Origin of the sequence: Knoellia sp. Soil729 (genome assembly GCF_001427985.1) — a bacterium.
Classification (GTDB): Bacteria; Actinomycetota; Actinomycetes; order Actinomycetales; family Dermatophilaceae; genus Knoellia.
This window is the reverse complement of sequence record NZ_LMSA01000003.1, coordinates 322,647-348,318: the sequence shown is the minus strand read 5'-3', so window position 1 is coordinate 348,318 and position 25,672 is coordinate 322,647. Positions and strand designations below refer to the sequence as shown.

The 25,672-nt window shown below is 70.2% G+C and carries 24 protein-coding genes; 19 read left to right on the top strand and 5 right to left on the bottom strand.

Going from position 1 to position 25,672, the window contains the following annotated elements; translation table 11 throughout:
* Positions 1 to 71 precede the first annotated feature (71 nt).
* The 9 genes from ASG74_RS13430 to pdxS all read left to right on the top strand — a co-directional run bounded on the left by ASG74_RS13430 (position 72) and on the right by pdxS (position 8,668).
* The gene (locus ASG74_RS13430; protein ID WP_056144438.1) at positions 72 to 1,166 is read left to right on the top strand and encodes an FUSC family protein; all 1,095 of its coding nucleotides are present in this window, start codon (positions 72 to 74) and stop codon (positions 1,164 to 1,166) included.
* A 121-nt stretch (positions 1,167 to 1,287) separates the two neighbouring features.
* The gene (thrS, locus tag ASG74_RS13425) at positions 1,288 to 3,279 is read left to right on the top strand and encodes a threonine--tRNA ligase (protein ID WP_056144435.1); all 1,992 of its coding nucleotides are present in this window, start codon (positions 1,288 to 1,290) and stop codon (positions 3,277 to 3,279) included.
* Positions 3,280 to 3,290: 11 nt separating this feature from the next.
* Positions 3,291 to 3,758, top strand: a complete 468-nt coding sequence (locus ASG74_RS13420; RefSeq protein ID WP_056144432.1) for a GNAT family N-acetyltransferase — start codon at positions 3,291 to 3,293, stop codon at positions 3,756 to 3,758.
* Between the two features lie 30 nt (positions 3,759 to 3,788).
* The gene (locus ASG74_RS13415; RefSeq protein ID WP_056144430.1) at positions 3,789 to 4,337 is read left to right on the top strand and encodes an HIT family protein; all 549 of its coding nucleotides are present in this window, start codon (positions 3,789 to 3,791) and stop codon (positions 4,335 to 4,337) included.
* Positions 4,338 to 4,363: 26 nt separating this feature from the next.
* The gene (gene pgsA, locus ASG74_RS13410) at positions 4,364 to 5,005 is read left to right on the top strand and encodes a phosphatidylinositol phosphate synthase (protein ID WP_056144427.1); all 642 of its coding nucleotides are present in this window, start codon (positions 4,364 to 4,366) and stop codon (positions 5,003 to 5,005) included.
* A 5-nt stretch (positions 5,006 to 5,010) separates the two neighbouring features.
* Positions 5,011 to 5,955: a phosphatidylinositol mannoside acyltransferase gene (locus ASG74_RS13405; protein WP_056144810.1), complete on the top strand. Its 945-nt coding sequence runs from the start codon at positions 5,011 to 5,013 to the stop codon at positions 5,953 to 5,955.
* A complete protein-coding gene (locus ASG74_RS13400) occupies positions 5,952 to 7,142 on the top strand; it encodes a glycosyltransferase family 4 protein (protein WP_056144425.1) in 1,191 nt (396 codons plus the stop codon). The genes ASG74_RS13405 and ASG74_RS13400 overlap by 4 nt, the downstream gene beginning before the upstream one ends.
* A complete protein-coding gene (locus ASG74_RS13395; RefSeq protein WP_056144421.1) occupies positions 7,142 to 7,726 on the top strand; it encodes a hypothetical protein in 585 nt (194 codons plus the stop codon). The genes ASG74_RS13400 and ASG74_RS13395 overlap by 1 nt, the downstream gene beginning before the upstream one ends.
* Before the next feature lie 21 nt (positions 7,727 to 7,747).
* Complete coding sequence (gene pdxS / locus ASG74_RS13390) at positions 7,748 to 8,668, top strand: pyridoxal 5'-phosphate synthase lyase subunit PdxS (protein ID WP_056144418.1); 921 nt, start codon at positions 7,748 to 7,750, stop codon at positions 8,666 to 8,668.
* Between the two features lie 187 nt (positions 8,669 to 8,855).
* Here the strand turns inward: pdxS and fdhD are convergent, their stop codons facing one another.
* The 3 genes from fdhD to ASG74_RS13375 are packed head-to-tail and all read right to left on the bottom strand — an operon-like array spanning position 8,856 to position 12,743.
* Positions 8,856 to 9,662, bottom strand: coding sequence for a formate dehydrogenase accessory sulfurtransferase FdhD (gene fdhD, locus ASG74_RS13385; RefSeq protein ID WP_056144415.1), 807 nt, complete (start codon positions 9,660 to 9,662; stop codon positions 8,856 to 8,858).
* Between the two features lie 53 nt (positions 9,663 to 9,715).
* Positions 9,716 to 10,972: a kynureninase gene (locus ASG74_RS13380; protein WP_056144412.1), complete on the bottom strand. Its 1,257-nt coding sequence runs from the start codon at positions 10,970 to 10,972 to the stop codon at positions 9,716 to 9,718.
* A 46-nt stretch (positions 10,973 to 11,018) separates the two neighbouring features.
* Positions 11,019 to 12,743, bottom strand: coding sequence for a helix-turn-helix transcriptional regulator (locus tag ASG74_RS13375; RefSeq protein ID WP_056144410.1), 1,725 nt, complete (start codon positions 12,741 to 12,743; stop codon positions 11,019 to 11,021).
* A 107-nt stretch (positions 12,744 to 12,850) separates the two neighbouring features.
* Here ASG74_RS13375 and ASG74_RS13370 point away from each other — a divergent pair, with 107 nt between their 5' ends.
* Positions 12,851 to 16,690 carry a CARDB domain-containing protein gene (locus ASG74_RS13370; protein ID WP_056144407.1) on the top strand — a complete coding sequence of 1,280 codons (3,840 nt, stop codon included), beginning with the start codon at positions 12,851 to 12,853 and terminating at the stop codon, positions 16,688 to 16,690.
* An 81-nt stretch (positions 16,691 to 16,771) separates the two neighbouring features.
* Here the strand turns inward: ASG74_RS13370 and ASG74_RS13365 are convergent, their stop codons facing one another.
* Entirely contained in the window at positions 16,772 to 17,332 is a 561-nt protein-coding gene (locus tag ASG74_RS13365) for a GNAT family N-acetyltransferase (RefSeq protein WP_056144808.1), read from the bottom strand.
* Positions 17,333 to 17,377: 45 nt separating this feature from the next.
* Complete coding sequence (locus ASG74_RS13360; protein WP_200942609.1) at positions 17,378 to 17,626, bottom strand: hypothetical protein; 249 nt, start codon at positions 17,624 to 17,626, stop codon at positions 17,378 to 17,380.
* A 61-nt stretch (positions 17,627 to 17,687) separates the two neighbouring features.
* Between ASG74_RS13360 and pdxT the strand changes: the two genes are divergently transcribed.
* The 9 genes from pdxT (at position 17,688) to ASG74_RS13315 (ending at position 25,664) form a co-directional block, all read left to right on the top strand.
* A complete protein-coding gene (pdxT, locus tag ASG74_RS13355; RefSeq protein WP_056144404.1) occupies positions 17,688 to 18,290 on the top strand; it encodes a pyridoxal 5'-phosphate synthase glutaminase subunit PdxT in 603 nt (200 codons plus the stop codon).
* Positions 18,291 to 18,393: 103 nt separating this feature from the next.
* A complete protein-coding gene (locus tag ASG74_RS13350; protein WP_056144401.1) occupies positions 18,394 to 19,164 on the top strand; it encodes a YebC/PmpR family DNA-binding transcriptional regulator in 771 nt (256 codons plus the stop codon).
* An 85-nt stretch (positions 19,165 to 19,249) separates the two neighbouring features.
* Positions 19,250 to 19,762, top strand: coding sequence for a crossover junction endodeoxyribonuclease RuvC (gene ruvC, locus ASG74_RS13345; protein WP_056144398.1), 513 nt, complete (start codon positions 19,250 to 19,252; stop codon positions 19,760 to 19,762).
* Positions 19,759 to 20,364 carry a Holliday junction branch migration protein RuvA gene (ruvA, locus tag ASG74_RS13340; protein ID WP_056144395.1) on the top strand — a complete coding sequence of 202 codons (606 nt, stop codon included), beginning with the start codon at positions 19,759 to 19,761 and terminating at the stop codon, positions 20,362 to 20,364. The genes ruvC and ruvA overlap by 4 nt, the downstream gene beginning before the upstream one ends.
* Positions 20,365 to 20,375: 11 nt before the next feature.
* A complete protein-coding gene (gene ruvB / locus ASG74_RS13335) occupies positions 20,376 to 21,581 on the top strand; it encodes a Holliday junction branch migration DNA helicase RuvB (protein WP_235498985.1) in 1,206 nt (401 codons plus the stop codon).
* 177 nt (positions 21,582 to 21,758) lie between these two features.
* A complete protein-coding gene (gene yajC, locus ASG74_RS13330; protein WP_056144392.1) occupies positions 21,759 to 22,082 on the top strand; it encodes a preprotein translocase subunit YajC in 324 nt (107 codons plus the stop codon).
* A gap of 10 nt (positions 22,083 to 22,092) precedes the next feature.
* Positions 22,093 to 23,910, top strand: coding sequence for a protein translocase subunit SecD (gene secD, locus ASG74_RS13325; protein ID WP_235498962.1), 1,818 nt, complete (start codon positions 22,093 to 22,095; stop codon positions 23,908 to 23,910).
* Positions 23,907 to 25,109, top strand: a complete 1,203-nt coding sequence (gene secF, locus ASG74_RS13320) for a protein translocase subunit SecF (protein ID WP_056144385.1) — start codon at positions 23,907 to 23,909, stop codon at positions 25,107 to 25,109. Before secD ends, secF begins: the two co-directional genes overlap by 4 nt.
* Before the next feature lie 6 nt (positions 25,110 to 25,115).
* Entirely contained in the window at positions 25,116 to 25,664 is a 549-nt protein-coding gene (locus tag ASG74_RS13315) for an adenine phosphoribosyltransferase (protein ID WP_056144382.1), read from the top strand.
* Positions 25,665 to 25,672 lie beyond the last annotated feature (8 nt).

Here is a 25,672-nt window from a genome sequence, read left to right as displayed (position 1 = left end):
CCCTGCCCCGGCGCCTCCCCATTTCCAGGTGACGGCCGGTTCTCCACGCAGGCGGGTCTACAGTCACCATCATGCGCCGTCCCTCGCTCGACGAGGCGCTCCTCGTCGTCAAGGCCGCTGTGGCCACCGTCATCGCCTGGGTCATCACCACCCGCTTCATGGACAGCCCGACGCCCTTCTACGCACCGCTCGCGGCGCTGCTCGTCGTCGACCGCACCATCGTGCGCTCCCTGGGCCAGAGCGTCCGACGGGTCATCGGCATCGGGCTGGGGATGGCCCTCGCGTGGCTCGTCGGCACGACCCTGGGCGTGAGCTGGTGGAGCATGCTGCTGGTCCTCGTGTGCGCCCTGGTCATCGGTCGATGGCCACACCTGGGGGACAGCGGCATCCAGGTGCCCTCCATGGCGCTGCTGTCCCTGCTCACCGCCGGTGGCACCGACACCGACTTCACCGCCCTCACCATGCTCGAGACGCTCATCGGTGCCGTCGTCGGCATCGCCGTCAACGTGCTCGTCATGGCACCGCTGCACGTGCAGGGGCCCCGCGAGCAGGTCCGCGACTACACCCGCCGCGTGCGTGGACTTGTGGACCAGATCGCCGACGGGCTGCGTGGCGACTGGAACGTGGACTCGGTCCGGCAGTGGTACCGCTATGCGGACGCCCTCCACGACGACGCCCCGGGGGTCTTCGACCAGATCGAGCTCGGCCGCGAGAGCCAACGCCTCAACCCCAGGGGCCGGATCCGTCGCCTCGACCCGGCCTGGGACGGCTACCGCGAGACCGTCGAGGGGCTGCGACGCGTCACGTGGCACGTGGGCGGCCTCACCCGCACACTGAGGGACAACCTCGACGACCCCGACCACGGCACCCGCCCGAGCCGTGAGTTCCTCGGAGGCGTGGCCAACGTGCTGCGCGAGGTCTCGGGAGCCTTCGACGACTTCGGCTGGCCGGACGAGGGCGCCCACCGCTCCGTCGGGTCCCGCCTGGAGGGGGCCCTGCAGCAGCTCGACGACCTTGCGACGGTGCTGCACGAGTCACCGCTGGACGACCCACGGGCCTGGCCGGTGCACGGCGCGCTCCTGCACGACTGCCGACGCCTGGTCGACGAGCTCCGCCTGCGCGCCGACGACGCGGTGATGCCTCCGACGGACGCGACCGCGGACTGAGGGAGGGCCGCACCTCAAAAGGCGCGCGCGAGGCGGGAAACAGGACAGATAGCATCGGTATGCCGCGTCGGGACGTCCGCACCCGGCATACCTTGCGCTCGTCACCCCAGGAGAAGCCGCTGTGTCTTCGCAGATCACCGTCCACGTCGCCGGAGACGAGCGATCGGTGGACGGGGACACGACAGCGGCCGACCTGTTCGGCGACGACCGCGCCGTCCTCGTGGCGCGCGTCAACGGCGAGCTGCGCGACCTCGCGCATGTGCTGAGCGACGGCGACGTCGTCGAGCCGGTGACGGCCCAGGAGCAGGACGGCCTGGATGTCCTGCGGCACAGCGCTGCTCACGTTCTTGCGCAAGCCGTGCAACAGATGCACCCCGACGCCAAGCTCGGCATCGGCCCGCCGATCCGCGACGGCTTCTACTACGACTTCGACGTGGCCGAGCCCTTCCAGCCCGACGACCTCAAGGCCCTCGAGAAGGCCATGCAGAAGATCGTCAACGAGGGCCAGGCCTTCGTGCGGCGGGAGGTCAGCGACGCCGACGCGCTCGTCGAGCTCGCCGACGAGCCGTACAAGTGCGAGCTCATCGGCCTCAAGGGCGGCTCGGCCGGTGAGGCCGCCGAGGGAGCCGATGTCGAGGTCGGCGGAGCGCAGCTCACGATCTATGACAACGTGCGACGCGACGGCGAGCGGGCTTGGGGCGACCTCTGTCGCGGTCCACACGTGCCCACCACCAAGGTGCTCGGCAACGCCTTCAAGGTCATGCGCAGCGCCGCCGCCTACTGGCGCGGCTCCGAGAAGAACCCGCAGCTGCAGCGCATCTACGGCACCGCGTGGCCGACCAAGGACGACCTCAAGGCGTACCTCGACCGCCTCGCCGAGGCCGAGAAGCGCGACCACCGCAAGCTCGGTCGCGAGCTCGACCTCTACTCCTTCCCGGACGAGATCGGCTCGGGGCTGCCCGTGTTCCACCCCAAGGGCGGGGTCATCAAGCGGGAGATGGAGGACTACGTCCGCCATCGGCACATCGAGGAGGGCTTCGAGTACGTCGGGACCCCGCACATCGCCAAGGAGGGGCTGTTCCACACCTCCGGGCACCTGCCCTACTACGGCGAGGGCATGTTCCCGCCGCTGGACGTCGACGGCATGGACTACCGCCTCAAGGCGATGAACTGCCCGATGCACAACCTCATCTACCGCTCGAGGCAGCGTTCCTACCGAGAGCTGCCGCTGCGGCTCTTCGAGTTCGGTCACGTCTACCGGCACGAGAAGTCCGGTGTCATCCACGGGTTGACCCGAGTGCGCGGCTTCGCCCAGGACGACAGCCACTCCTACGTCACCAAGGAGCAGGCGCCCGACGAGATCCGGCACCTGCTCGCGTTCGTCCTCGGCCTGCTGCGTGACTTCGGGCTCGACGACTTCTACCTCGAGCTGTCCACCCGTGACGAGGAGGGTGAGAAGAGCGAGAAGTTCATCGGTTCCGACGAGGACTGGGCCGAGGCGACCCGCGTGCTCGAGGAGGTGTGCTCTGAGACCGGGCTCGAGCTCGTGCCCGACCCCGGTGGAGCGGCCTACTACGGACCCAAGGTCTCGGTGCAGGCTCGCGACGCGATCGGCCGCACCTGGCAGATGAGCACGATCCAGTACGACTTCAACCAGCCCTCACCCGAGCGTTTTGCCCTCGAGTACCAGGCTGCTGACGGGTCCCGCCAGCAGCCGGTGATGATCCACTCGGCGAAGTTCGGCTCGATCGAGCGGTTCATCGGTGTCCTCGTGGAGCACTACGCCGGAGCGTTCCCGGTGTGGCTCAGCCCCGTCCAGGTTCTCGGACTGCCCGTCGCCGACGAGTACAACGACTACCTCTGGGGCGTCCTGTCGCAGATGAAGGCCAAGGGCATCCGGGTCGAGCTCGACGACAGCGACGACCGCTTCCCCAAGAAGATCCGCAACGCGAGCAAGTCCAAGGTGCCGTTCGCCCTCATTGCCGGTGAGGAGGACCGCAGCAACAACGCCGTCTCCTTCCGCTACCGCGACGGGTCGCAGAAGAACGGCGTGCCGATCGAGGACGCCATCGCCGAGGTCCTCACCGCCATCGAGACGCGCGCACAGGTCTGAGAGGCACCTCGATGCCGGCCGGTGGCACCGTCATCCGTCTCGCGGAGCCGCGGGACGCGCTGGCCTGCGCCGCACTCACGATCCAGGACGACCGTGAGTGCGGCGCCAGCATCGAGCCGGGCTTCCTCGACCGCTACGCGCAGGCGTGGTTGGCCGACCAGGACCGCGTGACCTTCGTCGCCGTGGCGGCCGACGGCCGCCCCCTCGGGCTGGTCACGGCTGCGGTCGTCACCAAGCTGCCCAGCTCTCGACGCCCCCGGTCCCGGTGGCTGCACGTGTCGCTGCTCTTCGTCACCCCCGATGCTCGGGGAGCGGGCCTCGGCACGCAGCTGATTGAGGCACTGCGGCAGTGGGCTGCCGCCCACGACGTCTCGAGGATCCAGCTCCACGCAGCCCCGCAGGCGCGCGGTCTCTACGAGCGTGCCGGGTTCACTGCTCCGTCGGCCGGCCTCATGGAGTGGCGGACCGACACGACGTGAGGCCAGCGCGTGCTGTCTAGGATCGTGGGCATGAGTGACGTTCCGACGACCGCCGCCGAGGACTTCGCGGGGGTGCCGGACGGGTTCGACCGACTCTGGACCCCGCACCGGATGGCCTACATCACCGGGGAGCGGCCCTCGCAGGACGCCGGCGACGGGTGCCCGTTCTGTGCAGCGCCCGGCCGCGACGACGAGGAGGGGCTCATCGTCCACCGGGGCGAGCACTGCTACGTCGTGATGAACCTGTTCCCCTACAACCCGGGGCACGTCCTTGTGTGTCCCTACCGGCACGTGTCGCTCTACGTCGACCTCACCGACGAGGAGACCGCGGAGTTCACGGCCCTCACCAAGGACGCGATCGGCGCGCTGCAGAAGTCCTCGGGCCCCCAGGGCTACAACATCGGGATGAACCAGGGAGAGGTCGCAGGTGCCGGTGTGGCCGCCCACCTGCACCAGCACATCGTGCCCCGGTGGGCCGGAGACATGAACTTCCTGCCCGTCATCGGCCAGACCAAAGCCCTTCCCGTGCTGCTGGAGGACGCGCGCCGCCGCCTGGCCGCCGCCTGGCGGGAAGCGTGAGGTCGGCCCACTAGGCTGACCGAACCATGCTCAACAAGTACGCGCGCCCGTTCTTCACCAAGCTCTTCACCCCGCTGGCATCCCTCTTGCTGCGCCTCGGGGTGAGCCCTGACGTCGTGACGATCGTGGGCACCCTCGGCGTCAGCCTGGGGGCGCTGCTGTTCTACCCGCGGGGGGAGTTCCTGGTGGGCACCCTGGTCATCACGGCCTTCGTCTTCTCGGACACCGTCGACGGCATCATGGCGCGCCGCTCGGGCCGCTCGAGCCTGTGGGGTGCCTACCTCGACTCGACACTCGACCGCGTGGCCGACGCCTCCGTCTTCGGTGGCCTCGTCCTCTTCTTCGCCGGGGGTGAGAGCCTTCGTCCGGGCAGCAGCCTCCAGGTCCGCCCCGGCATCATGGCCGCCCTCGCGCTGGCCTGCCTCATCCTCGGGATGGTGGTCTCGTACGCCAAGGCGCGCGCCGAGGGCCTGGGCATGACGGCGAACGTCGGGATCGCCGAGCGTGCGGAGCGCCTCGTCGCCGTCCTGGTGACCACCGGGCTGGTCGGCTGGTTCCTCCCCGAGGTCTTCCTCACCGTCGTCCTCGCACTGTTGGCCCTGGCAAGCTTCGTCACCGTGGTGCAGCGGATGCTCGAGGTGCGCCGACAGGCCCTCGACGTCGCGTGAGCCCCGTGCCGTCAGGACTCGTCTCCCGCGCCACCGACGCGGTCACGGTGGCCGGCTTCCGGTTGGGGTGGTCGTTCATCCGGCGCATGCCCGAGCGGGCCGCCTACGTCCTGTTCGACCGCATCGCGGACCTCACCGTCGCCCGGGGCGGCGGTGCGCGGATGCGGTCCAACTACGCGACCGTGCGTCCCGAGCTCGACGACGCCGGGCTCGACGCCCTGGTGCACGAGGGCATGCGGGCCTACATGCGCTACTACTGCGAGGCCTTCCGCCTGCCCGTCCTGACTCCTGACGAGCTCGCCCTGCGGGTGCGCGCCGAGGGAGACGCACCGGTGCGCGAGATTCTCGCCGAGGGCGGGTCGCTCGTCTGCTTCCTGGGGCATCTCGGCAACTGGGACCTCGCCGGTGCGTGGGGCGCCGTGCACCTCGGGCCCGTCACCACGGTGGCTGAGCGGCTCAAGCCCGAGGAGGTGTTCACTGAGTTCCTCGAGTTCCGCACCGGTCTCGGCATGACGATCCACCCCCTCACCGGGGGCCCGCCGCCCTTCCCGCTGCTGCGCCAGGCCGCGCGCCGGCCCGGGCTCATCCCGCTGCTCTCGGACCGGGACCTGTCCCGTGACGGTGTCGAGGTCGACTTCTGCGGTGAGCCGGCCCGGATGGCGGCCGGCCCGGCGGCCCTCGCCCTGACCGAGCGCCGTCCCCTGTTCCCGGTGTCGATCCGGCACGAACCCCGCGACGGCGGGAGCTGGGGAATCGTCATCACCTTCCACGACCCCGTGCCCGTGCCGGCGTCGGGCACGACGCGCGCCAAGGTGTCGGCGATGACGCAGTCCTGCGCCGACGCCCTCTCGGGCGCGGTGCGTGAGCACACGGCCGACTGGCACATGCTCCAGCCCGTCTTCACCAAGGACCTCGACGCCGACCGCCTTGCCCGGGCGGGCGCGTCATGAGGATCGGGCTCGTCTGTCCCTACGCGTTCGATGTCCCCGGTGGCGTGCAGTTCCACGTCAGGGACCTCGCGGAGTTCTTCCTCGCCCAGGGGCACGAGGTGGGCGTCCTCGCACCGGTCGACGAGCTCACTGCCGAGCTGCCGGCATACGTCACGTCGTGCGGGCGCGCCGTCCCGGTGCGCTACAACGGGTCCGTCGCCAGACTGACCTTCGGTCCGGTGACCTCCTCACGGGTGAGCCGCTGGCTCGAGGAGGGGGAGTTCGACGTGCTGCACCTCCACGAGCCCGTGACGCCCAGCGCCTCGCTCATGGCCCTGTGGGCCTCGTCCGAGCCCGTCGTCGCGACCTTTCACACGTCCAACCTGCGCTCGCGCGCCATGCACGCCGCCAACCCGTTGCTGCGGTCGTCCACCGAGAAGATCCGGGCGCGGATCGCGGTCTCTGAAGAGGCCCGGCGGACGGTGGTGCGACACCTGGGCGGCGACGCCTACATCATCCCCAACGGCGTGGACACCAGGCGGTTTGCCCCTGACGGCGCGCTGACCCGCTGGAGCGGGACCCCGGAGCGACCCACCCTTGCCTTCCTCGGCCGCATCGACGAGCCGCGCAAGGGCCTGGCGGTGATGGTCGCGGCGATGCCCGCGATCCTCGACGCGGTGCCCGGAGCGCGGCTCGTCGTGGCCGGGCCGGGTGAGGTCGAGGAGATCTCGTCCGCGCTGGACCCGCGCGTGCGCGCGGCCACCGAGTTCCTGGGGTCGGTCTCCGAGGACGACAAGGTCGCGCTCCTGCGGTCCGCCGACCTCTATGTCGCGCCGCACACCGGTGGTGAGAGCTTCGGGATCGTCCTCGTCGAGGCCATGGCCTCCGGTGCACCCGTGCTCTCCAGCGACCTGGAGGCATTCACAGCCGTCCTCGGTCCGAGCCCGGCGGGGCGCACGTTCCCGGTCGGGGACGGTGCGGCCCTTGCCGCCGCCGCACTCGACCTCCTCGGCTCACCACAGGAGCGCGCCCGGCTGCGTGACCTGGGACTGAAGCGGGCGCGCTCCTTCGACTGGGGCGTCGTGGCCGAGCGGGTCATGGCGGTCTACGAGACCGTGATCGAGGGTGCCGACCACTCGCCGGTCGAGCCGGCGCTGCGGGCGGGACTGCTCGGCCGGCTGCGCTGGCCCTCGAGAGGTGAGGTCTGATGGATGTCCTGCAGGTCGCCACGATCATCGCGCTCGTCCTCCTGGCTCTCTCCTGGTACCTCTCCTACTCGGCCTCACGCCTCGACCGGCTCCATGCCAAGGTCGAGGGTGCGGTCTCCGCGCTCGATGCCCAGCTCGTGCGCCGCGCAGAGGCAACGCTGGAGCTCGCCACGAGCGGTGGGGTCGACCCCGCAACCGCACTGCTCCTCGCCGATGCCGCGAGCGAGGCGCTGGACCGGCACACGCACCACCCGCTGAGCCACGACCCGCTCGACGGGCAGACGTTCGCCGGTCGTGAGGGCACGGAGACCGACCTCACCGAGACGCTGCGCGCCGTGCTCTCGGACGAGACCGTCCAGGGTCTGCGGCTCGAGGTCGGGAGCGCAGGGGCAGAGAGCCTGTCGCGGGTCGAGGCGAGCGCGCTGAGGGTGCAGCTCGCCCGTCGCTTCCACAACGATGCCGTCCGCGAGGTCCGGCGGGTGCGCGCGAAGAAGGTGGTTCGGCTGTTCCGTCTCGCCGGTCACGCGGCCCTGCCGCAGCGGGTGGACTTCGACGACGACCTTCCCCCTGCAGTGGTGGACTGAGGCGGCCCTAGACTTGCGTGTATGAGTGACACCACCGCCCCCGCCACGCCCGAGTCCACCACCAACACCGGAACGACCCGGGTGAAGCGCGGCATGGCCGAGATGCTCAAGGGCGGGGTCATCATGGACGTCGTCAACGCCGAGCAGGCCAAGATCGCCGAGGACGCCGGCGCCGTGGCCGTCATGGCGCTCGAGCGGGTTCCCGCCGACATCCGCGCCCAGGGCGGCGTCTCGCGCATGTCCGACCCCGACATGATCGACGGCATCATCGAGGCCGTCTCGATCCCGGTCATGGCCAAGGCACGCATCGGCCACTTCGTCGAGGCCCAGGTGCTCCAGTCGCTCGGCGTCGACTACATCGACGAGTCCGAGGTCCTCACCCCCGCCGACTACGCCAACCACATCGACAAGTGGAACTTCACCGTGCCCTTCGTCTGCGGCGCGACCAACCTCGGCGAGGCGCTGCGCCGCATCACCGAGGGCGCCGCGATGATCCGCTCCAAGGGTGAGGCCGGCACGGGTGACGTCTCCAACGCCACCACGCACATGCGCCAGATCCGCCAGCAGCTCCGCAGGCTCCAGGGCCTGCCCGAGGACGAGCTCTATGTCGCCGCCAAGGAGCTGCAGGCCCCGTTCGAGCTCGTCAAGGAGGTCGCGCAGGCAGGCAAGCTGCCCGTCGTGCTCTTCACCGCCGGTGGCATCGCCACCCCGGCCGACGCCGCGATGATGATGCAGCTCGGCGCCGAGGGTGTCTTCGTGGGCTCCGGCATCTTCAAGTCGGGCAACCCGGAGCAGCGCGCCGAGGCCATCGTCAAGGCGACCACCTTCTTCGACGACCCCGACGTCATCGCCAAGGTCTCGCGCGGCCTGGGTGAGGCCATGGTCGGCATCAACGTGGACGAGATCCCCGAGCCCCACCGCCTCTCCGAGCGCGGTTGGTGACCGACCGAACCACCTGAGGAGGCGGACCCACGTTCGCACCTCGGCGTCGGCGCCGCGACCGGCGGTCATCGTGGTGACCGGCGTCCGCATGCGACCGGCGGTCACCACGTTCTGCGCCGATGACGCGACCGGCGCAGAACGTGGCCACCGGCGTAGAGCCATAAGGGCGCCCGGCGACTGGCGCAGGTCAGTGGGGGATGCGGTGGCTGTGCGTGTAGGCGTTCATCCGGCGGCCGCGGGCAAAGGCCACCAGCGTCACCCCGAGCCGGTCCGCGGCCTCGATCGCCAGCGACGACGGCGCGGAGACGCAGGCGAGCACCGCGATGCCCGACACGGCGGCCTTCTGCACGATCTCGAAGCTGGCTCGGCTCGACACGACGAGCAGCCCACCGGAGGTCTCGACACCCGTGACGAGGGCCGAGCCCAGCACCTTGTCGACGGCGTTGTGGCGTCCGATGTCCTCACGGACGATCGCCAGGCTGCTGCCACCCACGGGCACGAGACCTGCTCCGTGCACCCCACCGGTCTTGGCGAACACGGCCTGTCGTGAGTGCAGCTCGCCCAGGGATGCCGCGATCCGGTCTGCCTCCCAGAGCACCTCGGGCGGCCGGTGAGTCACGACCGCCTCGATGGCCTCCACCGCGGTGGTGCCGCACAGCCCGCAGCCCCCGAGGGAGGCGAGGTTGCGGGTGGACGTCACAGCACGCCCCGCACCGCCTGCGGGCACCTCGAAGTTCACGACGTTGAGGCTGTCGAGGTCGGAGCAGAAGCGCGCCGACACGACGTCCTCCCTGCGCGCGATGACACCCTCGGCCCGCAGCAGTCCGTGCGCGAGGTCCACGTCCTGGCCAGGGGTGCGCATCGTCACCGTGAAGGTCTCGCCATTGACCCGGATCTCCAGCGGCTCCTCGCAGGCGACCGTGTCGATGGAGCGCGAGGCATCCCCATCCAGGTCGATGCGGACGACCTTGTGCCGTGCGGTGACCCGTCCCATCAGCGCACCTCCTGCACGGCGACCATGCGTTCCATCTGAGCCATTGTCCCTCGTCAGGTCACTGTCGCGCGCGAGCGGAACTCGTCACGTTCGAACTCGCGCCCCGTGACGACCGCGTGGAGGTGGATGGCGGCGGCCAACGCATCCTCGTGCGACAGGTAGAGCGGCGCGAAGCCGAGCCGCACGATGTCGCTCTCGCGGAAGTCCCCGATGACTCCGCGTGCGATGAGAGCCTGCACCACGGCATACGCATCGGGGTGACGCAGGCTGACCTGGGAGCCCCGCGCCTCACTGCGCGGGGTGACCACGGGGAGGTCGACGCCGAGCACGTCGAGGCACTCGACGAAGAATCCAGTGAGCGAGAGCGAACGTCGCCTGACGTCGACGACCTCCAGACCGTCGTATGCCGTGAGCGCACCTTCGAGTGTGGCGATCCCGAGCACCGGGGGAGTGCCGACCCGGGCGCGGGTGATGCCCTCGGCGGGGACGTGGTCGGGCGACATGGCGAAGGGAGTCGCGTGCCCGTTCCAGCCCAGGATCGGGTTGGTGAAGCCGGCGAGGTGCTCCGGCGCGACGAAGAGGAACGCCGGGGCGCCGGGCCCGCCGCTGAGGTACTTGTAGCCGCAGCCCACAGCGAAGTCCGCACCCCCGTCGGCCAGTCCCACCTCGACGACTCCGGCGGAGTGGCACAGGTCCCAGCACGCGAGTGCGCCCGCGGTGTGCGCCGCCGCCGTGATCGCGGCGAGGTCCCAGAGCGCCCCGGTGCGGTAGTCCACGTGCGAGTAGGAAGCGAGGACAACGTCGTCCGAACCCTCCAACCGGATCACGGCGTCGTCGGGGGCGACGAGCTCGAGGGTCAGCCCCAGCTGGTCGCAGACGCCGCGGGTGACGTGCACGTCGGTGGGGAAGGAGTCCGGATCCGTGAGGACGACGGTGCGGCCCGGGCGCAGCCGAGCGGCGGCATGCACCGCTTTGTAGAGGCTGACCGTCGTCGAGTCGCCGACGACGACCGAGCCTGCGGGCGCACCCACGAGCCCGGCGATGCGGTCGCCCACCCGCTCCGGCGCGGTCCACCAGGCGGACTCGTTCCAGGCGGTGATGAGCTGCTCGCCCCACTGGCGCGTCACGGCGTCAGAGGCGGCCTCCCGCGCGGCCACGGACAGGGCACCCAGCGAGTTGCCGTCGAGGTAGATGACGCCCTCGGGCAGGACGAAAGCATCGCGCCGGTCGGTCGCGCGGTGCTCGATGTCGAGACTTCGGGCCTTGTCGGACAGGGCGGGAACCGGGTCCACGCGTGCGGGCTCGCTCATGGGTCGACTCTCTCATCCGGAGGAGTGGCGTCGGGCGTGGCCTGCATCAGGCGTCGCCGGCGAGGATCTGGGCGAGCTTGCGCTTCGGCACGCCCCCGAACTTGTCGCGGACCCGCAGCACATGGTTGCGGGCGGTGCCGATGGAGATGTGGAGATGGTCCGCGATCTCCTGCGCGGTGAGTCCCTGGGCCGCCAACGTGGCGACCTCTCGCTCGCGGGCCGTCAACCCGGCCGTGGAGACCAGCCGCTGGCTCGATGGGACCATCGGCAGGTCACGGCCCCGGTGCAGGCTGCGGTCGCGCAGGACGGCGGCCAGGGAGCGCTCTGCGCCGTGGGTCTGGAAGAGCTCGAGGGCCCTGCGGCGCAGCTGGTTGCCGGTGAGCGCGTCGGGTGCCACACCGGCGGCGGCGTGCAGGAGCTGACCCACCGTCACCGGTTCCGGAAGGGCGGCAAAACGCTCGGCCGCCTCGAGCAGCAGGTCGTAGCCCTGCGCGCCGGAGACCAGTCCGTCGACGGCGAGGCGTACGGCGGCCCCCCGGGGGTTGACCGGCCAGAGGTCACCCATGGTCCGGAGGACCTCGCGGGCCTCGGTGGGGTCGTGCTGTGCGAGGACGAGGACGAGGTCCTCCCACCCGAACCGGACGCCCATGCCCCGCGCCTGGTCCAGCGACTGTCCGAGGTCGCGCAGCGGGAACGGCTCCTGCCTGGCGACGCGTTGGGTGGCCCGGACCGTCAGGCCCAGCCACAGCATCTGCTCGTCGAACTCGATGTGTCTGAGGGACTCATCGAGGATCCTGGGGTCCGGGCGGCCCTCGCGTTCGAGGGCCACGGCCGCCAGCACGATGCCCCCCATCCCCGTCGCCATGTGCGGACGTCCCGACCGCGCCACCCTCGCCGACGCGACCGCGGCGTCGAGGTCGCCGGTGCGCCACTGGACCAGCGCCTCCACCGCTGCGAACTTGCGTGCCCAGGTCGCTCCGTGGGCCAGGAGCTTGCCTTCGCGCGCGACCCGCGACGCCAGGGCGTACGCGCCGTGGCCGTATGCCGTGTGTGCCCAGTTGAACTGGTTGAGGCTGGCGATCTCGGCGGTGGCGGCATCTGGGCTCGAGGGGAGCGCCTCGGCCGCCTCTCGCCAGTGCTCGAGAGCCTCGGGGCGGTCGAGGTAGGTCTCACAGCCGGCCAGCCGTCCTGCGCAGAAGGCAACCGCCCACGTGTCACCCGTGCGTCGTGCGAGAGCCAGGCCCTCGCGCCCCACCGTCACGCGGTAGTCACCGCTCAGCCCGTCCTCCCGCGGCCAGCACAGCTCCCCGAGGGTGACGGCCTGCCCGCGGATGTCGCCGGCCAGCCGGAACTCGGCCAGAGCTCGCTGCAGGATCTCGGGTGTCTCGGCAGCCGTCCCCGCGCGTCCCCGGGTGAAGAGCAGGGCTCCTCGGGCATTCGGCGCCTCGACGCGCTCGGCCAGCGACTCGAGGAAGGGATGGGCATCGATCAGCTCGCTGCCCCAGGCGCTCACGACCACGGCCAGCTCCCCGATGGCGACGCAGTCGTCGTCCGGGGACGAGGGCGGCAGACTCGCCGCGGTCGTCATGAGGAGGTCCAGTCCCGCCCTCGTGTCACCACGTAGGCCCAGGGCCTCTGCCTCGCGCAGGATCGGCGCGAGGGCCGGTGAGACCGAGCGCGCGAACGATGCGAGCGCGGAGCGCGACGACACCCGTCGCCGGGTGTCGGGAGTCGACTGCCGGCGCTGGTTCCTGAGGGTCTGACCGGCCACGTGACGAGAATATAGGTAGTTCTTGCACGTTCGGCGACGATCCGTCAGGGCGTTTGCTTGACCCGGGCGAGCACACCCCGGCGCGCCACGTCAGTGGAGGTTGTCCCATGCGTTCCATCACCAGCAGGGCCACGGCCCTCGCCGCCGCAGCAGTCGTGATCGCCGGCCCGGCCGCGACCGGCTCGGCCTCAGCCTCGACACCAGGGACGACGACCCTGGGTCCACCGGCCAGCGGAGACAAGAGCACCGTCACGTGGACGGGCGGTCCCTACAGCGGCGCCGTCCTCACCCCCGAGACGTGCACGAGTACCACGTGCGACACCCATTCCCTCAAGCTCGACGTCCCGGCCGACTACTGGGGCAGCCACGAGGGTGGGGTCGAGATCGCCATCCGCTGGGCGTCGTCGTCCGACGACTACGACCTCTACGTGGACGACGCCTCGGGTCGGCAGATCGGGTCGAGCGCTGCCGGAAGCACGACGAGCGAGTCGGTCGACCTCGGAGCGCTCGCACCCGGGTCCTACACCGTGCGGGTGGTGCCCTACGCCGCCGCCGGCTCGAGCTACACCGGGACCGGCACCCTGACCTCGTCCGCGGTGCCGACCGGGATGAAGTACCCCGAGGATCGGAGTGCGGTCGAGGACGAGCTCGTCGTCGACTACCCCCTCAACATCGTGTTCGTCGGTCGGCGCCCCAGTGCCGCGGAGGTCGCCGAGCTCAAGCAGTGGACCCCGGAGAAGTACCGGCCGACGGTTGCCACCAAGACCACGGCCTCCGGTGAGACGACCCAGGTGGGCGCGAGCCTGCTGAACTGGAACAAGGACCAGTTCGACGGGACGCCCTACTTCGAGGGCATCACCTACAACTACAAGATCAACGTCCTCGCGGCCACCGACGAGTACGCCAAGGCTCTCTTCCAGGTCGCGAAGACGGCGACGGCGCCCGCGCAGACCTACCACGCAGGAGCAGGGAGCGCGCGCACCGCGAACCAGGTGAAGTACGACGCAACGTTCGGCCAGCACCGTCTCCTCGCGAAGGGCGGCGACCCGGCATACAAGGTCACCGACCCGACGAAGACCGACCTCGTCGACGCCTACGCGGTGGAGGACTGGATCTTCAGCTCCCGTCACGACGCGAAGTGGGCCTGCGCTTTCACCAACCTCGAGACGGGTGCCTGTTCGAGCCCCTCGGTCGTCAACCCCGACCAGGGCGCGTACCACGACCCCTACTACGACAAGAACGGCCTCAACCTCGACCGGATGCCCCAGGGCCCGAACCAGGGGTCGTCGTACCTGTTCCTCGACACCTTCACCCCGGCCTACGCCAAGGACTTCTTCCGGCCCAACGCGTACCACACCTACGGGACCGACAAGGTCGTCGACGGTGCGATCATCCCCAAGTCCGTCAAGGACGGTGGCTCGTGGCGGATCACCGACCCGGACACCGGTGACTGGGACGGCGTCGACTACGCCCGTACCTGGGGAGGTCGCTACCGCTTCCACTTCGTCGACCTCGGCGCGGCGCCCAACGACTACGAGGCCGCGACCTGGGCAGGCAAGGGCCTGGGCATGTCCAGCGACTACCCGCACGGCGACCCACCTGTGTGGCAGTACGCCTCCGACCCGCTGTGGCGACAGCAGGGCGACAGCTGTGCCACCGACGGCACGCCGATCGCGGGCATGGACCTGCCCTACAACAACAGCACCCCCTGCCGGCTGATGCCCCGCCTGGCCAGGGACGTGGCGTACGGACTGTTCTTCCGCTCGACCGCGGGGTTCCTCTACCGGCCCATCCCGCGCGGCGACACCTACTGGCTCGCGGTGTCCAACTGGACCGACTTCTACTCGCGCCCCCAGTGGGTCAACGGCCAGCTCACCAATGCGCCGTACTACGGCACCTGGTGGACGAACATGGACAAGCTCTACAAGATCGGGGACGTCTCGGGCGGCAGGCAGCAGGACGACACCCTGCGCTGGCTCTCCTCGGCGACGCCGTACGCACGCTGGGTGGGACGCAAGGACGAGTCGATTCCCCTCTACGACCCGACGAACAACCAGCCCACCGGTGAGACCCTGGACACCTCTCCCAAGTACGAGGACCTGCCGGCCCCCGCGCACCACGTCCAGACCAAGGACGGGGCGACGCAGGTCCCGGAGCCGCTGCACGACGGGACCCATGAGCACGCGACCTATGGCGACAAGACCGTCGACCTCACGGCCGTGCAGGAGGCCCTCGAGAAGGCCAAGGCGACAGGGTCGGGCATCGGCCCCGGCTATGACGGAGCGGTCTCGCACGAGTCCTTCCGCGACTTCATCGACGCCCACCCGGACGGCATCGCCGACCATGTCGAGGGAGTCAACACCATCCCGGCCATCAACGTCGTCTTCGAGAAGGCGTTCACCTGGGCCCTGCCCGCGATCGTCGGCGGCATCGCCGTGGGTACGGCGGACGGTGAGGCGTGGGGCGTCATGAACAACGTCAACGACCGCTTCAAGTCGAGTTCGTCGCACTACCCGGGTGTGCAGCCCGGCGACGCCCCCGGGTCGAAGCGCTCGATGACCGACACCTCGCTGCCGACGCAGGACAGTGGCGGCGGCTTCAGCTACACCATCGAGCACGAGGCCGCGCACAACCTCGGCCTCAGCCACCCGCACGACGGTTCGTACGGCGTCGACCGGTGCCCGAAGGGTGACGCCAAGGAAGGCCAGTGGGAGTGCTACTGGCAGGGACTCGGTTGGATGTACGACGTCTCCGCAGCGCCGACGACGTACGCCATGTCCTACCGCCCCTACGAGGTCGAGGACCAGGACCAGCTGCAGCGCGGGCACACCGCCGAGTACCTCATCGGGGCGCAGGACGCGCTGCGCACCCGGCTGACCGACGAGTCCGCCGCGGGCCGCACCACTCCGTCGGCAGCGTGGAGCTCGGACTTCTCCCGGATGAAGCAGTGGCGGACCCAGGCGGGCGAGCTGTTCCGCAAGGGTGACTACCTGCACTCCGAATATGCCGCCCGCAACGCCGCGCTCGCGGCCCGCGGGGTTCCGCAGACGGCAGCCAACACCTCGGCGCCGAAGCTGCTCGAAGCCGGTCAGGTGTTCTACTTCACGGTCAACCCGCAGGGTGACGGTCGCCCGGACGCCGTGGCGAACCTGCGGCCAACCGATCTCACGGCGTCCCAGCCGGAGCGGAAGCAGACGACTGTCTCGGTGGCCGTGGCCAACCCCGGCAGTGCCGCCGCCAGCGGAGTCGTGGTGGAGCTGTTCGACGGCGCCACCTCGCTCGGGACAACTGCCCCGGTCGACGTCGCCGCAGGCGGGAGTGTCACGGTGACGAAGGTGTGGGACACCAAGCGGGTCCAGGGTGACCGTGTGCTCAAGGCCGTCGTCGACCCGAGCAACGCCGTCAAGGAGTCCAGCGAGACCGACAACGAGCTCAGCAGGGCGGTGAAGATCAGGGGCAACCTCGTGACCAACGGGTCCTACGAGACCACGACCAGTGGGACGGCACCCGACGGCTGGTCGTCCAGCGGAACGGCACCGTACGACACCTCTGGGGCGCACGCGACCGACGGCACCTCGGCGGTCGGCACCACTGGTGGGCTCACGGGCGGCAGCTGGGCAAGCACTCCCCTGGGTGTGACGGCGGGCTCCACCTACTCGCTGGCGATGTCCGCAGCCGGCGCGACACCGTCGATCACGGCGACGTTCCTCGACAGCTCGGGCAAGGTGGTCAGCAAGATCGCCTCGGTCGACCTGGTCGTCAGCAAGATCGACTCCGCGGTGAGCAAGATCGGTACCTCGGTCAGCAAGATCGACGGGTCCGTGAGCAAGATCACCGGGACCCTGGCCGCACCTGCCGGAGCCTCTCGCATGGTGCTCACGGTCAAGGCACCAGCGACCCTGCCGGCCAGCACGACGATGTGGTTCGACGACGTGTGGGTCTGGTGAGCGGGTCAGGCACCTGAGGTAGGCCCGGGGATGGTCGGCGGCATGGAGCCGCCGACCATCTCCGGCGTCCTCCGCCCGCACTCAGCGGTCGAGTGCCTCAGACTCCAGAAGCATGAAGGCCAGGTCCGGACGGTGGTCGGGCAGCCACGGTGGCCGAGCCGTCCCCACGGTCCGCCAGCCTCTGCGGCGGTAGAAACGGCCGGCGTCGGTGTCGTCGCCGACCACGTCGAGCATCGGGGTCAGGTCGCGGCGCCGGATCTCGGCCAGAGCCGTGTCCAGCAGGAGACCACCGATCCCGCGCCCGTGGCGTGCCCGTGCCACGAAGAGCACGGACACCTCGGCCAGGCCCTGAACGGGCAGTCCGGTCGCCTCGACCCACTCGGACGCCATCCGACCAGCGGTGAGGTCGGTGACGGAGACGTGGCCGGCGACCTGACGGTCCTGCTCGTCCTCGCCATCCTCGCCGTCGTGGCCCTCGATGGCGACCCAGGCCGCGAGCTCGCCGGGGCGGACGAGAAACTCCTCGGCCGGGTAGGGGAGCGGCCACCGCTGGGGGTAGGACGTCTCGGGCTGCTGCGCGCCGAGCAGGCCGACGAGGGCGGGCAGGTCCTCGGGTCGCCGGGGGCGAATGGTGATGGGCACGGGGAAACGGTAGGCGCCCACACCGTCGCCCGTGGTCGTCGGCTCCTAGGAGAGGAAGCTGCGGACGTCGATGTGCTCGCCGCCCTCGTGAACGTGCTCGGCGATCCGCTCGCGCGTGGGCTCGTCGAGGTCGAGGCCGGCCTCGTGCAGCGCCTTGTCGAGCTCCTCGCGCACGGTGCCCTCGGTGGCGCCCTCCTGCCACGAGACGACGCGGTCCACCACCGCCTGCAGGGACTCGACCTTGGCCTCGCGGGCGTCTGCTGACGTGTCGTCTCCGGGGTGCGGTGTCATCATGCGTCCACCCTAGGGCGGGCACCGGGGCGGGCGGTGGCGGACCGGACGTACGATTCCGGGCGTGACCGCCCAGCCCACCATCGGAGTCCTCGCCGTCCAGGGCGACGTGCGCGAGCACGTGCACGCCCTCGAGCTCGCCGGCGCCCGTGCCGTCGCCGTCCGTCGCCCGGGGGAGCTCGCGGCGGTCGACGGCCTCGTCATCCCCGGGGGCGAGTCGACGACGATGGACAAGCTCGTGCGGATCTTCGACCTCTTCGACCCCCTCGTCGAGCGGCTGCGCGACGGGCTGCCCGCCTACGGGTCGTGCGCAGGGATGATCATGCTGGCCGACCGGATCCTCGATGGGCACCGGGAGCAGCAGACCCTCGGTGGTCTGGACATCACGGTGCGCCGCAACGCGTTCGGGCGCCAGGTCGACTCCTTCGAGGAGGACCTGCGCATCCGTGAGCTCGGTCCCGAGCCGGTGCGCGCCGTCTTCATCAGGGCGCCCTGGGTCGAGGATGTCGGCGACGACGTCCAGGTGCTCGCGTCGGTCGACGTCGGGGGAGGGCAGCACCCGGTGGCCGTCCGGCAGGGCAACGTCCTCGCGACGAGCTTCCACCCCGAGGTCACCGGCGACCACCGGATCCACGCCTTCTTCGCCGACATCGTGCGCCGGGCCTGACCCGTCGCCCAACGCCACGACCCATTGCCGAGAACGGGACCACACGGCATACGGCTTAGGATCGTCCGCGAGTCCCGCACGTTCGACAGCACGAGGAGACACCTTGTCCGGCCACTCCAAATGGGCGACGACGAAGCACAAGAAGGCCGTCGTCGACGCCAAGCGCAGCAAGCTCTTCGCCAAGCTGATCAAGAACATCGAGGTGGCGGCGCGCACGGGTGGTGGCGACATCACCGGCAACCCGACGCTCTACGACGCGGTCCAGAAGGCCAAGAAGAGCTCGGTGCCCAACAACAACATCGACAACGCGGTCAAGCGTGGCTCCGGGGCGACGGCGGGTGGCTCCGACTGGGAGACGATCACCTACGAGGGCTACGCGCCCGGCGGTGTCGCGATCCTCATCGAGTGCCTCACCGACAACCGCAACCGTGCCGCCGCCGAGGTCCGCACCGCGCTGACCCGCAACGGTGGTCAGCTCGGCGACCCCGGCTCGGTCGCGTACGTCTTCGACCGCAAGGGCGTCGTCGTCGTCCCGAAGGAGCAGGGCGGCAAGGAGCTGACCGAGGACAGCATCCTGGAGGTCGTGCTCGAGGCCGGCGCCGATGAGGTCAACGACCTGGGTGAGGCCTACGAGGTCGTCTCCGAGGCGAGCGACTTCGTGGCCGTGCGCAAGGCCGTCCAGGACGCCGGCATCGACTACGACTCGGCCGAGGCGTCGTGGGTCCCCAACCTGCAGATCGAGCTCGACCTCGACGGGGCGAAGAAGATGATCCGCGTCATCGACGCCCTCGAGGACTCCGACGACGTGCAGGACGTGTTCGCCAACGGTGACATCCCCGACGACGTCCTCGCCCAGCTCGACGGCGACGACTGACCCGCGTGTTGCTGCGCGTCGCCCTCCGACACGCTGTGTAGCGTGGCACCGAACACGTGTTCGGATCTCACGGAAGGCGGCGCGCGTGCGCGTTCTCGGCATGGACCCCGGGCTCACCCGGTGCGGTCTCGGCGTGGTCGATGGCCGCGCGGGCCGGGCGACGATGGTCGCCGTCGGCGTGGTGCGCACCCCCTCGGACGCCGAGCCCTCGCAGCGCCTGATCTTCCTCGAGCGTGAGCTCGACGGCTGGCTGGACCGGTTCACCCCGGACGTCATGGCGGTGGAGCGGGTCTTCGCCGACACCAACGTCACCCAGGTCATGAACACCGCACACGCCACGGCGATCGCCCTGCTCACGGCGGGCAAGCGCGGCATACCCGTCGTGTTCCACACGCCCACCGAGGTCAAGGCGTCGGTGACCGGCAGCGGTCGTGCCGACAAGCCCCAGGTGACGGCCATGGTCACGCGGATCCTCAAGCTCAGCTCGCCGCCCAAGCCGGCCGATGCGGCCGACGCACTCGCGCTGGCGATCTGCCACCTCTGGCGCGGCGCCGCGACCGCCCGCCTCGAGGCCCTCGCCAAGGCAGGAACCCGATGATCGCCTCGTTGTCCGGCACTGTCGCGCAAGTCGGCCTCGACCGGGTCGTCGTCGCCGTCGGTGGCGTGGGGATGCTCGTCCACACGACCCCGCGCACGGCGGGTGAGCTGCGGACGGGTCAGGACGTCACCGTCTCGACGACGCTCGTGGTGCGCGAGGACTCGTTGACCCTCTTCGGCTTCGGCTCGGACTCGGAGCGCGACATGTTCGAGACGGTGCAGACGGTGTCGGGGGTGGGTCCGCGCCTGGCGCTGGCCATGCTGTCCGTGCTCACGCCCGACGAGGTCAGCGCGGCGCTGCGCGCCGGCGACCTCGCGACGCTCACCAAGATTCCGGGGGTGGGCAAGAAGAGCGCGGAGCGTCTTGTCCTCGAGCTCAAGGACAAGGTGGGTATGCCGTCCGGCTCGCCGGGTGCCGACGTCACCCCGTCGGCCGCGTCCCTCGGTGACGCCAAGCGCGACCAGGTGGCAGAGGCGCTCGTGGGGCTGGGATGGTCGGCCAAGCAGGCGACCGACGCCGTGACCTCGGTGTCGGGGGCTGCCGACCCGGAGGCCTCGGTGGCAGCACTGTTGCGGATGGCCCTGCGCGAGCTGGGCCGGTGACGTCGCTGCCGATGAAGCCGACAGACACGAGCGCCGGTGACCCGGGCGGGAGCGCGAAGGGCTTTCGGTCCGACATCGTCGAGGCGAGCGAGGCCGACGGTCAGGACGTGCACCGCGACGGCCGTCGGGGCGAGCGCTACTCAGACGGGTCGCTCGACGCGACGGCACGCATCGTCGACGCGGGAGCCGACAGCGACGACGAGCGGGTCGTCGAAGCAGCCCTGCGCCCCAAGCGGCTGGCCGAGTTTCCGGGCCAGGCGCGGGTGCGTGACCAGCTGGGCCTCGTGCTCGAGGCGGCGCGACGACGCGGCAGCGTGCCCGACCACATCCTGCTTTCCGGTCCTCCCGGGCTGGGCAAGACGACGCTGGCGCTCATCGTCGCGGCCGAGCTCGAGCGTCCGATCCGCATCACCTCCGGCCCGGCGATCCAGCACGCCGGCGACCTCGCCGCCGTGCTGTCCTCCCTCGACGAGGGCGAGGTGCTCTTCCTCGACGAGATCCACCGCATGTCGCGCGCTGCCGAGGAGATGCTCTACCTCGCCATGGAGGACTTCCGGGTCGATGTCATCGTCGGCAAGGGCCCCGGCGCGACGGCCATCCCGTTGGAGCTGTCGCCGTTCACCGTCGTGGGCGCAACGACGCGCTCGGGTTTGCTGCCCGCACCGCTGCGCGACCGGTTCGGGTTCACCGGACACCTCGACTACTACGACGCCCACGACCTGACGACCATCCTTCGGCGCTCCGCCGGGCTGCTCGGCGTGGATACCGAGGAGGCCGGCATCTCCGAGATCGCCGGACGGTCGCGAGGCACACCCCGCATCGCCAACAGGTTGCTGCGCCGGGTGCGCGACTGGGCGCAGGTCCACGGATCCGGGCACGTCGACCTCGAGGCGGCGCACCAGGCGTTGCGGCTCTTCGACGTCGACGACGCCGGCCTGGACCGGTTGGACCGGGCGGTGCTCGACGCCCTCTGCCGGCGCTTCGGCGGCGGTCCCGTCGGGCTGTCAACCCTGGCCATCGCGGTGGGGGAGGAGAGCGACACGGTGGAGACCGTGGCCGAGCCCTACCTCGTGCGTGAGGGCTTCATGGTCCGCACCCCACGCGGCCGGGCTGCCTCGGCCAAGGCATGGTCCCACCTCGGGCTGCCACCACCGCGGGACCTCGCGACCCAGGACCCGCTTCCGCTTCACGAGGGCCCGGGCCGGCTCGGCGGCTGATCGGGGACGCACGCGAGAACGTGACTGAGACGAGACCTGCCCGGGCACGACTCCCGGGTGTCGCGCGTTGGTCGAGGGTGAACCCGTCACCTATGCTGGCCCGGCCCGGCGTTGCCCGGGCCATTGACGTGCCCAGCAGTGTGGCGGGCGCTCTGATCCAGACTCGAAGGACTCTTCATGAATTCCGGTGCCGGCGTCGGCAATCTCCTTGTGCTCGCCCTGCCCCTTGCCCTGCTGGCGTTCCTGTTCCTCAGCCAGCGCAAGCGTGGCCGTCAGGTGCAGGAGTTCCAGGCTGCCCTCGCCGTCGGTGACGAGGTGGTCCTGACCTCCGGTCTCTACGGCACGATCCTCGCGCTCGACGACGTCGCCGTGACGCTCGAGATCGCGCCGGGCGTCCAGGTGCGCGTCGACCGTCGCGCCGTGGGACTGCGGCAGCCCGGGACCGAGAGCGGCCCGGGCACGTCTGTCAACACCCCCGACACGACCCCTGAGGCCAGCTGACATGGCGCAGATGAGTCACGCGACTTTTGCGCGCCGTGCCCTGGCCGGCATGGCCGCGCTGGCGATCGCCCTCATCGCGCTGCTGTTCGGCGCCAACCAGTTCAGCAACGGCAGCTATGCGCCCAAGCTCGGACTGGACCTCGAGGGTGGCACCCAGCTCATCCTCGCGCCGCGGGTCACGGGCGGGGCGACGGTCTCGCCCGACCAGATCACCCAGGCGCGCGACATCATCGTCCAGCGCGTGGACGCCGGTGGTGTCGCCGGGGCAGAGGTCACCACCCAGGGCGGCCGCAACATCGTGGTCAGCATGCCCGGCACCCCGACCAAGCAGCAGGAGGACGCCATCCGGCGTTCGTCGCAGCTGCAGTTCCGCCCGGTCCTCGCGATCGCGGCCGGGTCGCCGCAACCGAGCCCGTCGGCCACGCCGAGCGGCTCGCCCACCCCGGGCCCGAGCGGTTCCGCGTCGCCGAGCCCGTCCCCGACTGCCAGTGTCCCTGCTGCCAATCCGGCCAGCCCGTCGCCGACCAACAAGTCCGCGATCCCGCAGGCGCTCACCACGGAGGCGTCCCCGTCCCCGTCCGCATCGACGTCCACCTCGCCCACCGCCGCTGCGTCACCGAGCCCCAGCCCCAGCGCCAGTGCGAGCACCTCCGGCGCCGGGCAGGCCAAGGGCGACCCCTACAGCCTCGACCAGATCACGCCGGAGCTCACCGCGCAGTTCACGGCCCTGGACTGCAGCAAGGACGGCGCACTCGAGGGCATCGTCGACGACGAGAACAAGCCGATGGTCACGTGTGACGCCGACGGCGCCGCCAAGTACATCCTGGGCCCGGTCGTCGTCTCTGGTGACAAGATCTCCGACGCCAGCGCCGGCTACCAGACCACCCCGCAGGGGCAGCAGACCTCGCAGGTCGAGATCCAGCTCAGCCTCAACAGTGAGGGCACCAAGCAGTACGCCGACGTCTCCCGCAAGATGGTCGGCCTGCAGCCGCCGCAGAACCAGCTCGCCGCGACGCTGGACTCCCGCGTCATCGTCGCTCCGTCCTTCAACGAGGCCATTCCCAACGGCAAGGCGAGCATCACCGGTGGCTTCACCATCACCGAAGCGCGTGACCTCGCGCAGCAGCTGAAGTTCGGTGCGCTGCCCATCTCGTTCGACCTGCAGACCCGTGAGCAGATCAGCCCCACCCTGGGCAGCGAGCAGCTCAAGTACGGCTTCATCGCCGGCCTCGTCGGCCTGCTGCTCGTGACGATCTACTCGCTCCTGCAGTACCGCCTCCTCGGGTTCGTCACCATTGCGTCGATCGTCGCCGCGGGTGCGTTGACCTACCTCGCGATCACGATCCTCGGCTGGTCCCACAACTACCGGCTCGACATGGCCGGCGTCACGGGCCTCATCGTCGCGATCGGCTTCACCGCGGACTCGTTCATCGTCTACTTCGAACGCATCCGTGACGAGCTGCGAGAGGGGCGCTCGCTCGAGAGCGCCGTCGCCACCGGCTGGAACCGCGCCAAGCGGACGATCCTCATCGCCGACGGCGTCAACTTCCTCGCCGCCATCGTCCTCTACGTCCTCGCCAGCTCCAGTGTGCGCGGGTTCGCGTTCACCCTCGGCCTGACGACCCTGCTGGACATCCTCATCGTCTTCTTCTTCACCCACCCGCTCGTCACGCTCCTTGCACGCCGGCCGTTCTTCCACGGCGGGCATCCCATGTCGGGTCTCGACCCGGACAAGCTCGGAGCCGTGAAGAAGACCTCGTATGCCGGCCGTGGCCGGTTCACGACGAACCCGCCCCGCCTCGCGGGCGGCGAAGGGAGTGCGTCGTGAAGTTCTCGGACCTCGGAAACGACCTCTACACCGGGCGGCGCGCCGTCCCGGTGGTGCCCAAGCGCAAGACCTTCTACATCGTCTCGCTCGTCCTCATGGCGATCGCCATCGCGGGCCTGGGCATCAACAAGCTCAACCTCGGCCTCGAGTTCAGCGGAGGCTCGGAGTTCCGCGTCACCAGCACGTCGCTCCCGAGCGACTACGAGTTCAAGGCGCGGGACACCCTCGGCGCTGCCAATGACACCCAAGGCGTGCGCGTGTCCAAGCTCGGCGCCAACACCGTCCGGGTGCAGACCGAGCGTCTCAACGACGCCGAGAGCGCCCGGGTTGCCGGAGAGCTCGCCAAGGCGTTCGAGGTGAGCACCGACAAGGTCAGCTCCACCTTCATCGGTCCGTCCTGGGGTGACTCGGTCACCAAGCAGGCACTTCGGGCCCTGATCATCTTCCTCGTGCTCGTGGGCGTCGTGCTCGCGATCTACTTCCGCAACTGGAAGATGGCCGCGGCGGCACTGCTGGCCCTGGCGCACGACCTCGTCATCACGGTCGGCATCTACTCGTTCACCGGCTTCGAGGTCTCCCCGGCCACGATGATCGGCTTCCTCACCGTCCTCGGATACTCGATCTACGACACCGTCGTCGTCTTCGACAAGGTGCGCGAGAACACGAACGACGCCTTTGCCAACGGGCGCCTCAGCTTCGCGCAGGCAGCAAACCTTGCGGTGAACCAGACCATGGTCCGCTCCATCAACACCACGGTCATCGGCATCCTGCCGATCCTCGCGGTGCTGGTCGTGGGCGCGATCTTCCTCGGTCCGGGCACGCTCCTTGACCTCGCACTGGTGCTCTTCGTCGGCATCGTCATCGGCGCCTACTCCTCGATCTTCCTCGCGACGCCGCTCCTCGTCAGCCTGCGCAGCAAGGACGACGCGGTCGTGGACCTCGAGAAGCGGGCGGCGCGGTCACAGGCCAAGCGCGCCAAGGAGGCCGCTGCCGTCGCCGTCCCGGCCGGGGTCGGTTCGGGCAGCACCGCCATCGACCAGCGTCCGGTGGGGAACCACGAGGGCGTGGTGCGCGGAGCAGAGACGCCGATGGCCCACGAGGAGGAGGCCGCGACCGTCACCGGGCGCCAGGTGCACAAGTACGCCCAGGCGGGCCCGCGCAACCAGCCCAAGCGCGCCCCCAAGTCGCGCCGCAAGTAGGCACCCGTGAGCATCAGCGACGTCGTCGCGAGTGGGCTTCGGGACGTCCCCGACTTCCCCAAGCCCGGTGTCGTCTTCAAGGACATCACCCCGCTGCTCGCGGACGGTGCAGCGTTCGGTGCGGTGATCCGCGAGCTGGCGTCACGGCATACGGGAGCGGCGCAGCCGGTCGACGCCGTCGCGGGTGTCGAGGCACGTGGCTTCATCATCGGAGCCGCACTGGCCCACGAGCTCGGTGTCGGGTTCATCCCGGTGCGCAAGGCGGGCAAGCTTCCCGGTGACACGGTGCGGCGCAGCTACGACCTCGAGTACGGCACCTCGACGATCGAGGTCCACGCCGACGCCGTCTCGCAGGGGGAGAGGGTCCTGCTCGTCGATGACGTGCTCGCCACGGGTGGCACCGCTGTCGCCGCCTGGGACCTGCTCGTCGACTGCGGGGCCGAGGTGGTCGGGTTCGAGACGATCGTGGAGCTGGCGTTCCTCGGCGGACGGGCGGCGCTGGGGGAGCGCGCAGTGCACGCCCTGCATGTCGTCGGCGCCACGGAGGACAACTAGACTCCGTC

Coding starts and splice junctions, on each gene's coding strand:
- ASG74_RS13430 (WP_056144438.1), top strand. CDS start 72: ATGCGCCGTCCCTCGCTCGACGAGGCGCTCCTCGTCGTCAAGGCCGCT.
- ASG74_RS13420 (WP_056144432.1), top strand. CDS start 3,291: ATGCCGGCCGGTGGCACCGTCATCCGTCTCGCGGAGCCGCGGGACGCG.
- ASG74_RS13415 (WP_056144430.1), top strand. CDS start 3,789: ATGAGTGACGTTCCGACGACCGCCGCCGAGGACTTCGCGGGGGTGCCG.
- pgsA (WP_056144427.1), top strand. CDS start 4,364: ATGCTCAACAAGTACGCGCGCCCGTTCTTCACCAAGCTCTTCACCCCG.
- ASG74_RS13400 (WP_056144425.1), top strand. CDS start 5,952: ATGAGGATCGGGCTCGTCTGTCCCTACGCGTTCGATGTCCCCGGTGGC.
- ASG74_RS13395 (WP_056144421.1), top strand. CDS start 7,142: ATGGATGTCCTGCAGGTCGCCACGATCATCGCGCTCGTCCTCCTGGCT.
- pdxS (WP_056144418.1), top strand. CDS start 7,748: ATGAGTGACACCACCGCCCCCGCCACGCCCGAGTCCACCACCAACACC.
- fdhD (WP_056144415.1), bottom strand. CDS start 9,662: ATGGGACGGGTCACCGCACGGCACAAGGTCGTCCGCATCGACCTGGAT.
- ASG74_RS13380 (WP_056144412.1), bottom strand. CDS start 10,972: ATGAGCGAGCCCGCACGCGTGGACCCGGTTCCCGCCCTGTCCGACAAG.
- ASG74_RS13370 (WP_056144407.1), top strand. CDS start 12,851: ATGCGTTCCATCACCAGCAGGGCCACGGCCCTCGCCGCCGCAGCAGTC.
- ASG74_RS13360 (WP_200942609.1), bottom strand. CDS start 17,626: ATGATGACACCGCACCCCGGAGACGACACGTCAGCAGACGCCCGCGAG.
- ruvA (WP_056144395.1), top strand. CDS start 19,759: ATGATCGCCTCGTTGTCCGGCACTGTCGCGCAAGTCGGCCTCGACCGG.
- ruvB (WP_235498985.1), top strand. CDS start 20,376: ATGAAGCCGACAGACACGAGCGCCGGTGACCCGGGCGGGAGCGCGAAG.
- yajC (WP_056144392.1), top strand. CDS start 21,759: ATGAATTCCGGTGCCGGCGTCGGCAATCTCCTTGTGCTCGCCCTGCCC.
- secD (WP_235498962.1), top strand. CDS start 22,093: ATGAGTCACGCGACTTTTGCGCGCCGTGCCCTGGCCGGCATGGCCGCG.